Source organism: Pseudomonas sp. RC10 (assembly GCF_038397775.1).
GTDB classification, from domain to species: domain Bacteria; phylum Pseudomonadota; class Gammaproteobacteria; order Pseudomonadales; family Pseudomonadaceae; genus Aquipseudomonas; species Aquipseudomonas bambusae.
This window is the reverse complement of the sequence record NZ_CP151650.1, coordinates 368,063-382,375: the sequence shown is the minus strand read 5'-3', so window position 1 is coordinate 382,375 and position 14,313 is coordinate 368,063. Positions and strand designations below refer to the sequence as shown.

General features: G+C 62.1%; 9 protein-coding genes. All 9 read right to left on the bottom strand.

Translation table 11 applies throughout. From position 1 onward, the window contains the following. Positions 1–343: 343 nt before the first annotated feature. Positions 344–1,285 carry a type VI secretion system-associated lipoprotein TagQ gene (gene tagQ, locus AAEO81_RS01705; protein WP_341961270.1) on the bottom strand — a complete coding sequence of 314 codons (942 nt, stop codon included), beginning with the start codon at positions 1,283–1,285 and terminating at the stop codon, positions 344–346. A gap of 83 nt (positions 1,286–1,368) precedes the next feature. Next, positions 1,369–3,060, bottom strand: coding sequence for an SUMF1/EgtB/PvdO family nonheme iron enzyme (locus AAEO81_RS01700; RefSeq protein WP_341961269.1), 1,692 nt, complete (start codon positions 3,058–3,060; stop codon positions 1,369–1,371). A gap of 34 nt (positions 3,061–3,094) precedes the next feature. Continuing rightward, positions 3,095–4,297 carry an FtsX-like permease family protein gene (locus AAEO81_RS01695; protein WP_341961268.1) on the bottom strand — a complete coding sequence of 401 codons (1,203 nt, stop codon included), beginning with the start codon at positions 4,295–4,297 and terminating at the stop codon, positions 3,095–3,097. Beyond that, positions 4,297–5,013 (bottom strand): ABC transporter ATP-binding protein, encoded by a 717-nt coding sequence (locus AAEO81_RS01690; protein ID WP_341961267.1) that lies wholly within the window; start codon positions 5,011–5,013, stop codon positions 4,297–4,299. The genes AAEO81_RS01695 and AAEO81_RS01690 overlap by 1 nt, the downstream gene beginning before the upstream one ends. Further along, complete coding sequence (locus AAEO81_RS01685; protein ID WP_341961266.1) at positions 5,013–8,093, bottom strand: serine/threonine-protein kinase; 3,081 nt, start codon at positions 8,091–8,093, stop codon at positions 5,013–5,015. Before AAEO81_RS01685 ends, AAEO81_RS01690 begins: the two co-directional genes overlap by 1 nt. A gap of 8 nt (positions 8,094–8,101) precedes the next feature. Then, on the bottom strand, positions 8,102–8,833 hold the full coding sequence (locus AAEO81_RS01680) for a protein phosphatase 2C domain-containing protein (protein WP_341961265.1): 732 nt from the start codon (positions 8,831–8,833) through the stop codon (positions 8,102–8,104). Continuing rightward, positions 8,834–9,487 carry a type VI secretion system-associated protein TagF gene (gene tagF, locus AAEO81_RS01675; RefSeq protein ID WP_341961263.1) on the bottom strand — a complete coding sequence of 218 codons (654 nt, stop codon included), beginning with the start codon at positions 9,485–9,487 and terminating at the stop codon, positions 8,834–8,836. Further along, a complete protein-coding gene (tssM, locus tag AAEO81_RS01670; RefSeq protein WP_341961261.1) occupies positions 9,484–12,987 on the bottom strand; it encodes a type VI secretion system membrane subunit TssM in 3,504 nt (1,167 codons plus the stop codon). The genes tagF and tssM overlap by 4 nt, the downstream gene beginning before the upstream one ends. After that, complete coding sequence (locus AAEO81_RS01665) at positions 12,984–14,309, bottom strand: DotU family type VI secretion system protein (protein WP_341961260.1); 1,326 nt, start codon at positions 14,307–14,309, stop codon at positions 12,984–12,986. Before AAEO81_RS01665 ends, tssM begins: the two co-directional genes overlap by 4 nt. Between the last annotated feature and the right edge of the window lie 4 nt (positions 14,310–14,313).

Genomic DNA, 14,313 nt, shown 5'->3' with positions numbered 1-14,313 from the left:
TCAGGGCGAAAGTTTAAGCTTGCGCCTTCTCTTCACGATGGCTTGATTAGCCAGAGTCGGCACTTGAGGCAAGACGCGGAGGCAATGCCCAATGACAGGTAGCGACCTGATCCTCTACAGCACGGAAGATGGCCTGCGTAATTCTCGCTGCGCCAAATGGACGGTCAAGTCTGGTTGACGCAACTGGAAATGGCTGAGCTTTATCAGACCAGCAAGCAGAATATCGGTAAGCACATTCAAGCGGTGATTACTGATGGAGAGCTGGCTGAAGGGGCAGTTGTAAACCAGAAGTTTACAACTGCTTCAGATAGAAAAGACTATCTGACCCGCCTTTATGCCCTAATCAAACATTCGGGCAAGGCACCGGTGCCCAGTCGCCGAGGTCCGGGTTTTTGCACATGGCGTTGACTTGAGACTGGCCGGTCGCGGCGACCTGCTGGCCTGCGGCCTGTTTGGTTTTCGCGTCCTGGATGGTCTTCTCGGTGGCGACTGCTTCTTGAGGTACGGTTGGCAGTTTTTTCTTCGCCGGTGCTTTCTTTTTGCTGGTTGTAGGGGTGACAGGAGTGATGTCTGCAGCCGCGACGGTGGCCACGTCGGCGCGTTGAACGCCTACGGTTTGCAGGTCTTTTTCGTACGCTTGGGTGTAGTTGTCGAGGTTTTCACCAGTGCGGCCGTTTACGGCGGTGATCAGGTCGTTGGATTCTTTGAGGCCTGCAACGATTTCAGCCAGACGCTTACGGCCTTCGGTGTCGTTCATGGTCTTGGCTTTGCGCGCGGAGAGGAGTTTGGTGAACTCACCCTGATAGCACGACTGCGACGCTTTGGCGTAACCGACGCTGCGGTCGATGTCGGCGGCGCTCTTGTCGATATCGGTGGCGTAGGAGCCGATGCGCTGGTTGTCGTCGGTGATCTGTTTTTGTTTCTCGGTGTAATAGCCTGCCGCGCCACCTACCAAAGCACCACCGGCGACGCCAATGGCGACGTTGCGCGCGCGGTCTTGGGAGTTGCCGACCAAGGCCCCGGCCAATGCGCCGCCCAGCGCCCCCACAGCAGCCCCGCCGATCACGGATTTGCTCACATCAGAGTCAGTCTGACGCAAGTGCTGCACCGGCTCGTAGCACGTCGGGTAGTACTCGACCTTGGTGCTGGCGCCGACCTTGGACACAGGCGAGTTGGCGCATCCCGCCATCAGTACGAAGCCAAATCCTGCGGCGACCAACAACAGCCCACGGCATTTGGAGTTCGAAACCACAGTGTTAACAGCAGGGTTACGGGATAACTGCATGGTGATGCTCTCTTTTTTTGGTTTTACAACGCCGGAGGCGAATGACCGTCCGGACTCCCTTTAAGCTCGCTGGACAACGACCGTCATGGTTGAGCGGTCGAAGCGAGCAATTCCTTCAGAATCGCCTGTGGGTCCGCGCGATTTTGCTGGCGGTAGTTGCTCACATGGCGAACGAATAACGTGGCGCGGGCGACCAGGCTCTTGCCCAGCACCGGTTTGCGATTGAGTTCTTCCTTGACCCGCTGGAACTGCGCCTGAATCACCGCGTCGGTGTAGCGCGTGCCGGTGGCAAGGTTGTCGATATAGATGGCGACGGCCCCGTCCAGCGCACTGCTGCCGTTTTCGATGGCCACGGCGAACAGCTTGGCGCTGGCTTCATCCTTGGCGTCGGCGGCCTGTTTTTGGCTCTTGCGCAGGTTGGTGAGGCGAATGTTGTAGTTGTTGATGGTTTCAGCGACGAGGGCCGAGGACTGGATCAGGTTGCCCGCTGCTTCTTCGCGTTGTTGGGCGATGAGTGAGACGTTGCGCTTGAGCTCTTCGTTGACCAGCCCCAGTTCGGCTTGCAGGCGAGGGTCGGTGCTGGCGGCGATGATGGTGTCGAGGCGCTTGGTCGGGTCTTGAGCGTCGTCGATGGCGTCGGTCAACGAGGCCAGTCGCCCTTCTTTCTGCCATTGCTCGAACAGCTCTTTATAGCGGGAGCGCGGGGCAGACAGCGCCCCGATGGCAACTCGGAACCCGGTGGTTTCGTTGCTTTGCTCGGTGCCGTCGGCGGCGAACAGCGGGTACTCGCGGCGCATGCCCGTGAACAGCGTGCCCTCGCCTTCCAGGTAATTGCCGCCCTTGGCCACGAAGCCGCCGTACGCCCCTTGGCGCCGTCCTGCGTGTACGAGCTGGAATGACTCTTGAACCATTTCAGCGGCGTTGCCGATCACGTCGAACAAGCCAATGGGGTTGGGCAACTTGGTCCCGATGGGCATCAGACGTGCGGCCTGTCCGGTGCCGCCCGCGACCTGGTTGAAGACTGCCCAGTCGCCCAGCGGGCCGTCCGTTTCGCTGCCTTCGACACGGCGCGGAAATAACCGACCTTCAAGCTCCTGACGGCTGACCGCCTGACCGCCACGGGCGGCGTATTCCCACTCGACCTCCGTCGGCAGGCGCACGAAACCTACGCCGCCGTCGTCTTCGGTTTTTCCCCGTCCGCTGACGGGCAGCAGATCGCGGTGATGTTTCATCAGCCAGGCGCTGTAAACCGCCGAAAAGCGTTCGGCTTCGAAGCGCGACAGCTTGACCTTGGGCAAGCGGCCCGCAATGCCTTCCGGCGCCTCGCAGGCGGGGGCCGGCTCGCCACTGGCCAAAGACTGAGCCTGTGACATTACCTGGGCATATTGCCGAGCCGTGACTTCGTACTTACCGATGAAATACAGCATCGGCTTAAGCGGCGTGGCAGCGTCGGTCTTCGGCAACTGCGGGCTGATGGTCTTGCGCCAGTCGCCGGGCAGGTCGTTGAGGGTGAACTGGCCGTTGATGAAGTCACGCCGGTAACCGGAGATGAACGACTGCTTGTACCCCGCCTCGCCCTCGCTGAACGGGTAGCCGAGGCTGACTTCGCGATCGTCCAGCGTACCTTGAGCCAACACATAGACGTAGCGGAATACCATCTCGCCATCGCACGGCAACGGCAGCACCACATCGTCGGCCAAGGGTTTGGGGTTATCCAGCGTGTTTTCGTCGGCAGCCAGCAGTCCCGAAGACAGGCCGAGGCACGCGCATATCATTGCGGCAGCCCGTATGTTGAACGCCCTGCACCACTTAAACATCGCGTATTCCTTCCGAAGCTTCGATGCGCGCCACACGCCAGCCACCCAATGCCGCCGCCGTCGCACTGGCACCGAGCACCGCCAGCAGGGCCACGCCGTAATGACGTATCAGCAGATGGCTGGCGTATTCGCCCGGCACCTGCACGAACAGATGGTTGAGGCCGCGCTCGGCCAAGCCGTAGAGCGCAAAACTGATGATCGCGGCCAGCACCCCGCTGTAGATCGCTTGCAGGACGACGAACAACAGCAGCGCCCCGGTGCTGAAGCCAATCAAACGCAGCACCGACAGCTCGCGACGCTTGCGCTCGACCGACGCCAAGGACCCGGCGAACACCGCGGCGATGGCACCGGCGACCGCGAGCGCAGCAATGATCCAGAAGACCAGCGTGAGGTTGCGGCTGAGGGACTGAACCTGAGCGATGGTCTGTGCCTGAGTCGACACCAACAGGTGCTGCTCAGCGAAATACACACGCAGCGGTTCGACGTCAGTAAGGTTGCGGGCGTAAAGCCGAAACGCTGGAAATACGCGTGTTTGAACGGTTTCGGACCTCTCGCCCGCCCAGCCCATGGCCTCCACGGCGCGCCCGTCGCGGTAATCTTCCACTGCCTCCAACAGTGCGAGGGAGGTGAAGATTCCATCACGGCCAAACGCCTCAAGCGGCAAAATCCCAGTGACCTGCAATCGGGTGCGCTGGGCCTGTGGTTGCCCCCCGACCTGACGGGTGAAGGTGGCGTCCAACCAATCCCCGGCTTTGGCGCCGAGCTTTTCCGCAGCGGTCTGGGTCAGCAGTACACGGTCCAGTTCGGTCGGGGCCAAGGCAGCACCCAGCAGCGGATCGCCCACTGCGGTGGGGATCATTTCGACATTGAGCACTGAATCTTGCGCGGGCATCGACAGGTCCGCCGTCGCCGCAATCTGTCGGGTGCGGGGTAACGCGAATGCCACGTCTGGACGTTTCACCAACGCATCGATGAATTTGGCATTGAAACGACCGCCGCCCATGGGGATCACTTCACGCACGGTGGGGTCACGTTCAAGCCGCTCGGTGAGGCTGCCCACCAGTCCGAACTTCAGCCCGAACAGCACCAGCAACGGCGCAATCACCGCGACCAGTGCCAACACCGCACAGGCCGACAGTCGCGCATCGGCGCGAAAATTCTGCCAGGCCAGCGACATCACCAGAGCCATACGCATCAGCGCGCGTCCTCCAGCGTTGCGGTCACGCCACCATCATCATCACGTGAACACGCAATCCGCAGCGGATGCAGACCCGCATTACGCGCCAGCCCTTCGTCGTGGGTCGCGATCACGCAGCAGGCGCCCTGCTCTCGTACGCGGCCCAACAACAATTGCATGACACGCAAGGCGTTCAGCGGGTCGAGCGAAGCCGTGGGTTCATCGGCGAGCAGCAAGTGCGGATGATGAGCCAACGCCCGTGCGCAACTGACCCGTTGCCGTTGCCCGACCGAGAGCGCCTGGGGCTTCTTGTGCAAGTGTTCGCCGACTTCCAACTGCGCAGCCAATCGCTCGACCGAGCCGTCATCGGGCAGGTCTAGCAATTGGCGCGGCAGATTGATGTTGCTGCGCACATCGAGATAGCTCAACAGCCCACCGGTTTGCAGCACATAGCCGATCTGCCGACTGCGTAATTGCGCCAGCTGATTCTGCCGCGCGGCACGCCACAGCCCGAAAACATCGACGTGCCCCTGGTCGCTGATGAAGTCAAACCGCTGCGCCCCATCGGGCGAGAGAACCAGCGCCAGCAGGTCGAGGACGGTGCTTTTGCCGGACCCGCTGGGGCCGACCAACGCAAACTGCCTGCCCGCTGCCAATTCCAGTCGCGGAATCACCAGGCTGTAACGCTGGCTGCCTTCGCCTCGCGTCTTGCGCACGTCTCGCAGACTCATCATCACGGCAGCGTCGACAACGGAACGCGGTACAGCGCATCACCCGGCTCGGCGTCGCCGAAACGGACCCAATTCGCCAGATCGTTGTGGAAGGTTTCGTAGAGGCGAATTTTCGAATCCAGCTCGTCGATAAAATCTTCCTGTTCGGCCACGCTCAGCGACAACCACAGATCCTGAGTCATGCTCAGGGATTTGCTGCGATACGGCAGGCCGTCCAGATACTCGCCCAACACCCCGCTCTGCGCGAGGTTGCCGCCCTTGCGCAAGGCAGAAGGGTCGCGACTCATATAGGCACTGGCGCTGGCAATTTCCTGAAAAAAATCCTTGGGTGAGCTTTGGGTTTTACGCGCGGCATCGACGATCAGTTTCAGCGATTGCTGAAGGTCGTTCAGCTGCAATTTGCTGAGCATCACGCAGACCTGAAACGCGGGGAGCGTCGGGTTGGTGAGGTCGCGATCCGCCGTCCAGGCGCTGACCAGTTGCGGCGCGCGCACGCCGGTTTGCTGACCGAGGAAGTCCATGCGCATCGCGTAGCCGATGGCGGCCGATTTGTCGGCGACGGTTGGGGCCGCCGGAAGCGTTGGCGCGAGCTGGGGTTGATTGCTACGCACTTGATGCACCAGATCGGCGAAGACTGAGCCGATCTCGGCCACGCGGTCACCGAATTTCTGCACATCGCCGCCCGGCACCGGCACGTACAAATCACCAATCTGCGGGTTGGCGTCGGCGGTCAGCGTGCGGTATTGCTGTTCGGCGAAAGCGTGGTTTTTCTTGCCAGCGTCGGTTTTCAGGTGCAGCGCGTAAATCTTGATCTGCTTGCCCAGCGCGGCCTGCCGTACTTCAGCCTCGTTCATCTGCGTGCTGCTGTAGGGATCGTTCTTGCGCAGGGAACCAGCGTCGCTGACCAGCAGAATCAGGCGTCCGCCATACCCCGACCAGTCCATGCCATTGACCGCCTGCATCACCCCGGCGAAGGCATCTTCATTGAAGGAGTGGCTTGAAACGTTGGTGGCCTTGACCTGCCGGGCCAGCTCCAGAAAGCGCTGCGGATCGCGGCCTTGCTCCAGCGTGACCAACGTCTTGCTGAGGTATTCCAGACCCGGCGTCTTGCTCACGTTATTGCGAAAGCCCACCAGGCCGAAGCTGACGTTATCCAGCTCGCCGCGCTTGCCGATCTGGTTTTGCAGCTCGGCGACCACGTCACGCACCTGATCAATGTAGGGCTGCATCGACACCGACGTGTCCACCACCAGCACCACCCCGGTGCGGAAGGCGTCTTTGCTGGCAGCCGTCTTGATCTGTTCACCCGAGGCCGTGCGTTGCGGGGTGTTGCCGGGATCAATGGAGGCGACGTTGAGCAACTGGACCGGCTGGCCGTTCTGATCAAAGGTCTCTTTAGCGTCGAAGATCGGCAGCAGGTAGAACTGGTTCTGCGGTACCGCACTCGCTGCGGGTTCAAGGGCCAGCACTTGGTGGCTGGCGTCGGCGTTTTTCTGCGCCTCCAGCAGCAGTTTTTTCGCTGCCGCAGGGTCATTCAGCAGCTTCTCCAGTTGCTTTGGCTCACGCATGAACATCGCCGGAGCGCGCCCTGAACGTTCGCTGAATTTCAGCACCAGACTTTGCTTCCAGTCGCTGACTTGATCCGCTGGCAGCCAGCCTTCGCTATGACCGTCACTGCTCGCGCCGACGCGCAGCCACTCGCTACCATTCACGGTTTTGCGCTGATAGGCGTACAGCACCGAAAACGCTGGGAGCGCTTGATCGCCCATTGCCCCGGCGTCTGCGGAAAACTTCGCACCCGGCTTGCTCAACACACGCTGGAACAGTGTCTTTTTGTTCGCCATCAACAATGGGCGATCCCCACCATCAGCCTCCACCACTGAGGCTTGCGCAGGGGGCGTGACGGGCGTTTTTTCAGGCGATGCAGGTGGCGTCTTTGACGGGCTGGCGCCAGGTGGCTTATTGGCAGACGTCGTTGAAGCGGTTGCGGTTGAAGCCACCACAGGCTTGCCGTCACTCAACCACCAATACCCGCCAAGACCCAATCCCAGTGCTGCCGCAATCGCCACGCCAAGCAAAGCCAGCACGGGGCCTTTGCGCTGTCCGGACTGACTCGACGCCTCGCCCACAGGCGTGGGTCTCACCGGTGTTACAGGCTGTTGCGGCGGCAAATCGGGTATTTCGATGGAGACAGGCGTCAGGCCAGCCAAATCGGTTTTCGGCGCAGGCTCGACGTGCAAGTCTGCTGGCGGCAGCGGCAAGACACGAATCTGCGTCGCGTCGATGTTGTCAGGCGGCAGGTTATCCAGCGCGGCGATCAGCTCGGCGGCGTCGGAGAACCGGTCATCGCGATCCTTGGCCAGCAGCTTGGTGAGGATGTGCTGATAACGCCCGTGATGAATCGGCAGCTCCGGCAGCGGCTCGGTCAGGTGCGCGAGCGCTGTCGAGAGCGCATCGGTGCCGTTGTAAGGCAGCTTTCCGACCAGCATTTCGTAAAGCACGACACCCAGCGCATAGAGGTCAGCGCGACCGTCGATCTCCAGCCCGCGCGCCTGTTCGGGACTCATGTAACTCGGGGTGCCGACGGCGAAACCGGCTTGGGTGAACTGTGTGCGGTCGTCCAGCGATTTGGCGATGCCGAAGTCCGACAACACCGCCGAGCCATTGGCGCGGAACAGGATGTTGGCAGGCTTCACATCGCGGTGCACCAACCCCTGCGCGTGGGCATAGCCCAGCGCCGAGGCGATCTGGCGAATGTAGGTCAGGCCCTGTTCGGCACTCATGCCCGCCGCAACGCGTTCTTTCAGCGTGCCGTTGGGCAGGTATTCCATGGCCATGTAATACAGCGCGCCGACATTGCCGATGTCGTGGATGGTGACCGTGTGCGGGTGCGACAGGCGCGCCAGGGTTTTGCCTTCGCGCAAAAAACGCTCGCAGAACGTGGCGTCGGCCGCCAGCGCTGCCGCCATGATTTTCAAAGCGACCTTGCGCTCCAGCGAGCGTTGGGTGGCGAGATAGACGGTGGCCATGGCGCCTTCGCCAATCTCACCTTCTATGTCGAATCCGGGAATCTGTATGTCCATATCTGTCTTCAGGCAGCCTTGACGACGATGGCCGTGATGTTGTCGGGGGCGCCCCGGGTCAGTCCCAGGTGCACGAGGCTGCGAACCACTTGCCAAGGGTCGGGGTGGGCGAGTACGTCGCGGATCTCATGGTCTTCAACGATTTTGTTCAGGCCATCGCTGCACAGCAGGTAGGTGTCGCCGGGCAGGATGTCGAGGTGGATCATGGCCAGGTCCAGCGTGTCCTCGACGCCAATGGCGCGGGTAATGATGTTGCCGCGCGGATGGACCCGCGCTTCCGCTTCGCTGAGTAAGCCGCTGTCCTGCAAGTCCTGCACGTAGCTGTGGTCGCGGGAAAGGCCCTGCAATTCGCCGTCGCGCAGGCGATAAAGCCGACTGTCACCGGCCCACAGGCACACGCCTTGATCGCCCTGTACCAAAAGCGCCACGACGGTGCTGCCCATCATGCTCAAGCCCCGACGGCGAGTTTCTTCACGTACGGCGGCGTTCACTTCAGCCAGGGTCGTGCGAATACCGTCGGAGTAGAGCGACAGCGGCGTGAAGAGTAGGGAACGGCGCAAGCTGTCGACGATCAGGCTGGCGACGTAATCCCCAGCCGCGTGACCGCCCATGCCATCGGCGATGGCCCAAAGACCGTTTTCCGGTAATTCGAGAAAGGCGTCTTCGTTGATCTGCCGCACCATGCCGACATGGGTCTTGCTGGCAGAGCGCAAAAGAGGGTTTGGGGGTAATGCAGGCATCTAGATCGACGCTCCTTGTCCGAGCAGGTAGCTGCCGAATTCGGCCGGATCGGGCAAACCCTGACAACGCATCAACCCCGGCGCAATACGCTCGGACCCTTTGCCCCACCACAGGCTCGCACCCTCACAGGCCAGCTCCGCCAGCATTCGATGACGGCTGTCCGGGTCGTTCGCGGTGGTGCGCTGCAAACCGGCAAAGCGGCTGATGGGCTCGCGGTGTGTGGTGGGCAGGAAGCCGAGCGTGGACGCGCGGTCGTCGAAAACGGAAAAATCCGCGCCCTCTTCCAGCGTCCCCAGCAGCAGCGTTTCGACCTGCTCAAACCACGCCTCTGGCGCAGCCGTAAGCGCCGCCAACGATTGGTCGGGTTCAAGCGTCTGCGCCATCGTCAGCGGGAAATACCGTCCGACCCGATCAATGCTCGGCATCAACACGCCGACGACCGCATCTGGCCCACATACCCCCGCCGCCAGCGCAAAACGCCACAACGGGCTGACCAGATAAGCGTTGAGCCAGTCTTCGCCGAGCTGCTGCTGACTGACCTGCAACCCCGCCGCCAGCCACGCGTCCCAAGGTTTGATGAAGCTCTGCGGCAATCCGCGGCTGACAAAATCGCCACGACTGGCCAACTTGCCGTAAAAACCAAGCGTCGTCATAACCGCTCCGGCAGGCTGAAACCGCTCAACACACGGCTTTTGAAAGGGTTGAACGCGCTGTTGGCGCGCAACTCGTAGGAAATGCTGGCGTTGTCGACCCGCAATCGCAGGTTGAAGCGGTCGGGCGATCCACCGGCGACGAGGTCCGATTGGTCCAGCAAACGGAACCACGCCCAAGGACCCTCGAGTGTGATGCCGGAACGACCACTGGCCGCAGGCGGCGAGATCGACAGGCGCACTACGCCGATGCTGCCGGGGTTCGGCCATTGCATGGCGACGGGGCGGCTGGGGCCGTGGTCGTAGCTGATCTGCTGCCCGTCGAGGTCCAGCAGGAATTGGGTGACTGAAGCGTCCATCGCGACGGGCTTCAGTTCGAAACGCACGGTCGGCTGCACGCCACCGGAACGGAAGAAGGCATCGCGAATCGCCGCTGCGCGCTGGAAGGTCTGCAAGACCGAGGCGTTGATGCCCAGCTTCTGCGCGGCGCCCGGTTGCCAGCGCCAGCTGGAAGCTGAGGTATCGACATAGGGTTGCAGGTATTTGCGGAAGTAATTGTCCATCACTCCGCCCACGCCGAAGAACTGACCGAAGTCGTCCAGCGTGGCGTCACGTGCGCTGCCCGGTGCCAGCGGGTAACGACCACTAAGGGACTGGCGATAAACGTTCACTACATCGCTGACCCACGCCGCATTCAGCTGATTGCGCACGCCGCCCATCATCGTGTTGGTGGTCGAACTGACGACTGACTTCACCAGACTCTGCACCACCGGTGGTTCCCGGTCGGCGTTCAGATTCACTCGCGTCGCCGCAGCGCTGGCGGAGTTTTTCGCTTCGCCCAGCAACGCATCGCCACTGGCACCGACCATCGCGCTGACCTGAACGTACAGCGCGTTCATGTCCGCGAGCAGGCCATCGACAGCTGCCGGTTCACCCTCTCCCTTCGTGACAAACGCGTTGAGTTCAGCGAAGTGCGCGCTCACCGGATCTTCAACAGCGGCAGGCGCGGCTGTCTGACTGACCTGTTCCTGACCCAGGATCGAGCCCAGGCGTTGCTTGAGCTGATCGACACCGCCCTCAACTTTCTTGCCCTGATCGGCGAGCAGCTTGTCTTCCTGTTGCAGATCAGTCTCCTTCGCTACCGCCACCAGCAGCTTTTTCAGCGGCGAGGTCGGCCCCGAAATCACCCGTAACACGTCAGCCGCCTGCGCCACGCTGGTGATCGGCACGAAATCGATGTCCGCCAGCAATGCATCCCACTGACGCTGGTAATCCTGAAAGTACAGGCGCCGCACATCCCCGGCGAGGCTGACGACGTTCTGTTGATCGGCACGATCCAGCCCCAACACCCACTGTTCTTCCGCCAGGGTTCCGGCCTGACTCAGGCTGGTGGCCAGAAACACCTCGCGATAGCCCTTGGCCGTGAAGAAGCCGCTCAGCGGTTCGCCCAATGGCTTGCCGCTCTTGCGCGCGAACACCAGTGCAGCATCACGCCCCGCAGCGTCGGTCAGGCGAAAATCCGGGACGCTGTCGGGCAGCTTCTGGCGTTTGACCCGGTCGTAGACACGCTGAGCTACCGGCAGTTGCTGCAATTGCCGACGTAAATCATCGATCAGCCGTTGATCCAGACGGGCATTAGGCGGATGACGTTCGAACAACGCCTGCAAGTGCTCGCCCAGTGCCTGACGCTGATCAGGCGGCAGATCGCGAGGCAGGCTTTGATCCCAATCCAGCGCGACCCATGCCTTGATGAAATCCGGGTCGTAATGCTCGCTGTCAGCCAGCATCAGATAAGCCTTCAAACCTTCATAGAGAAAATCCGAACTGCCACCGCTGCGCAATTGCTCTTCCACTCGGGTGACCAGGCGCGGCGCGAACACCGCGATCAGCAGTTTGCGGTACACGCTGCCGGATTCGGCTTCCAGCATGTCGCCCTGATACAGCCCCAAACCTTGCGCCATGCCCGGAGGATCGCCCGCCAAATGACGCACGGCGTTGAGCAGCGGCAGCACGGCCAATACGTCGCGCTGCGCAGGGCTCAGGCTCTGCACGCTTTGGCCAAGGGGTGCGACTTTCTGATCGACCTGCGCGATGTACGCCTGATTGGCGCGGTAGCTGATCACCCACAAGGTGCCGACCACCAACACCACCGCAACGGTCGCCGCCAGCGCGCCACGGGTCAGCCATTTGCGACGACGTTCGACTTTCGGGTTCACACCCACCAACCCGCGCTCGGCGAAGGCGACGGCGGTGAACAGTTTTTCGATGAAGTAACTGCGACCCGTGCCGGTCTGGCGTGCCAAGTGCTGGCGGTCCAGATTCATGCTCTGGGCCATGGCGCCGATCAGCCGATCGATCGGGCTGCCTTCCTGCGTGCCACTGGTGAAATACACCCCGCGCAGCAACGCCCGGTCTTCGAACGCATTAGGCTTGAAAACGCCTTCGAGAAAGCCTTGCAGGGTTTCTTTCAGCGCGCCGAATTGCTGAAGAAAACCGTAAATCAGATCCCGTCTTGCCGGGTCGCGCTCCTGCTGCAAGCGCTCGACCAGCCGTGCATTCAGGCGCTGTTCCAGCAGGGCAAATTCGCTGAGGAAGTTCGTCAGCGGGCCGTCAGCCTGCTTGCCATCGTCGAGGGCGAAGGTCATGCCCCAGACCTGCGCGCGCTCTTCCTTGCTCAACGCATCGAAGAACTCCATGAAGCCGGGCACCAAATCGAGCTTGGTCAGCATCACGTAAATCGGGAAGCGCACGCCCAGTTGACTATAAAGCTCCTGAATCCGCGCACGAATTGCCGTCGCATGAGCAGCGCGCTCGGCCTCGCTGCCCAGCAGCAGATCGGACAAGCTGATGGCGATGAACGCGCCGTCGATGGGGCGACGGGAGCGCTGGTTTTTCAGCAGGTCGAGAAAGCCCAGCCAGGCTGCTTTGTCGACTTGAGCGTGGCTGTCTTGCGTGGTGTAGCGGCCTGCGGTGTCGAGCAGAACGGCCTCGTCGGTGAACCACCAGTCGCAATTGCGCGTGCCGCCCACGCCTCGAATCGCGCCCGCGCCCATCTGTGCGGCCAGCGGAAAATGCAGCCCGGAATTGACCAGCGCGGTGGTCTTGCCCGAACCCGGCGGGCCGATGATCACGTACCACGGCAGCTCGTAGAGGTTGCGACGTTCATCCCCGCCCAAGCGCGCTTTTTTCAGGAGCGTGAGGGCTTCGTCCATGCGTTGACGCAAGGTGGCCAACTCTTGCGCAGTGGCGACGCTGGCAGGGTCCGGTGGGGTTTCCGCGGCCAGGCTGGCCATGACGTTCGCCGCGTGGCGACGGGCCTGAACGATACGAAAGACCCGCCACGCGATCCAGATGGCGAACAGCAGAACGATCAACGCCCAGCGCCGACCTTCGGGCACCAGCATGTCCAGCACCGGGCCGACGAACCAGATGATCAGGCTCAGCGCGATCAGCCCGAGCACTGGCACGACCCAGCGAATCACAAAACCGAAAAACGCCTTCACTCGACCCCCTCCGCCAACACAGTGACTTCAACCCGGCGATTCTTCGCGCGCCCTTCGGCCGTGGCGTTGGAAGTCACAGGCTCGGTGTCGCTACGCCCTTCGGCAGAAAAACGTTCAGGCTCGCCGGTCTTGGCCGCCATTATGTGCAGGACCTGTTCGGCCCGTGCCTGGGACAGCGCCCAGTTGGAGGGAAAACGCAGGGTGGCGATGGGGCGGTTGTCGCTGTGGCCGGTAACCCGGACCTGGCCTTTGACGTGGCGAATGGCATCGGCGATGCGCAGCATCAGCGGCTGAAAATCGTCAACGATGGTGGCGCTGCCAGACGAGAAAATCTCGTCGCCGCGAATCGTCACCACCGAGCGATCCATCGCATCCTCCACGGCGACCCGGTTGGCCTTGATATCTTCCACCAGAAAACCCGCAAGACGAGGCCGTTCGATGACCCTCGGCTGAACGACAGCGGGCGTGATGGCCTGGACCGGAATTTCGCCCAGCGCGTGAATGTTCTTGAACACCGGTTCGGCGTCGGACGCCAGCTTGAGGCGCAGGCCAAACAGCAGCATCAGCAACAGCGCCAACCCCACCGCGAATCCGACCCAAGGCGGCACAAACTGCGAGAGCCGGTCACGAACAACACTCAGCCCACGCCAATGCGGCGACAGCTCCCGCTCGAATTCCCCACGGGCCGTGCGAATCGCAGCGCTGGTCCGTTCACGCAGCGCTTCCAGCTGGCTACGACCGTCGTTCATCACCCGATATCGGCCTTCGAATCCCAAGCACATGCACAGGTACAAAAGCTCCAGCAGATACAGACGCTCGCGGGGGCTTTGCAGGCAGTGCTCCAGCAGTTGGAAGACCTTTTCACCGCCCCAGGATTCGTTGTGCACCGTGATCAGCAGACTCTGTTTGCCCCACTCGCTGGTGCTGCCCCACGGCGTGCTGAGAACGGCTTCATCCAGTGCGGTGCAGAGGGCGTAGCGCGCAAGCAGCACTTCATTGCGGACGACGCCTGCTGCCTCGGCGCGCTCTTCGAACTGGCGCAGATAACCCAACAGCTGTGCCCGCAGACTCGCGGGCGCCGGGTGGGCGATGGTGCTGCGCAGACGGGTGAGCAGCGCCAGCAGCGGACCGGCAGCGGCTTCAAGGGGGTTCAAACCTTGCGCCTGCCCCAACGGCAACGGCGCAGCGGGCACGGACAGTGGCGGCGGCGGCGGATTCGCTTGAGCAGGGGGTTGCGGCGAGCGGCCACCGGGACGCGGCATGAACTGCGTGCGGTCGTTTCCGGGCATCGGCGGGTTGAGGGGTTCGTCGTGGGAAGGCATCGCG

Bases quoted from the DNA above. Each gene is read 5' to 3' on its own strand.
- tagQ (WP_341961270.1), bottom strand. From the start codon at position 1,285: ATGCAGTTATCCCGTAACCCTGCTGTTAACACTGTGGTTTCGAACTCC.
- AAEO81_RS01700 (WP_341961269.1), bottom strand. From the start codon at position 3,060: ATGATATGCGCGTGCCTCGGCCTGTCTTCGGGACTGCTGGCTGCCGAC.
- AAEO81_RS01695 (WP_341961268.1), bottom strand. From the start codon at position 4,297: ATGCGTATGGCTCTGGTGATGTCGCTGGCCTGGCAGAATTTTCGCGCC.
- AAEO81_RS01690 (WP_341961267.1), bottom strand. From the start codon at position 5,013: ATGATGAGTCTGCGAGACGTGCGCAAGACGCGAGGCGAAGGCAGCCAG.
- AAEO81_RS01685 (WP_341961266.1), bottom strand. From the start codon at position 8,093: ATGGACATACAGATTCCCGGATTCGACATAGAAGGTGAGATTGGCGAA.
- AAEO81_RS01680 (WP_341961265.1), bottom strand. From the start codon at position 8,833: ATGCCTGCATTACCCCCAAACCCTCTTTTGCGCTCTGCCAGCAAGACC.
- tagF (WP_341961263.1), bottom strand. From the start codon at position 9,487: ATGACGACGCTTGGTTTTTACGGCAAGTTGGCCAGTCGTGGCGATTTT.
- AAEO81_RS01665 (WP_341961260.1), bottom strand. From the start codon at position 14,309: ATGCCTTCCCACGACGAACCCCTCAACCCGCCGATGCCCGGAAACGAC.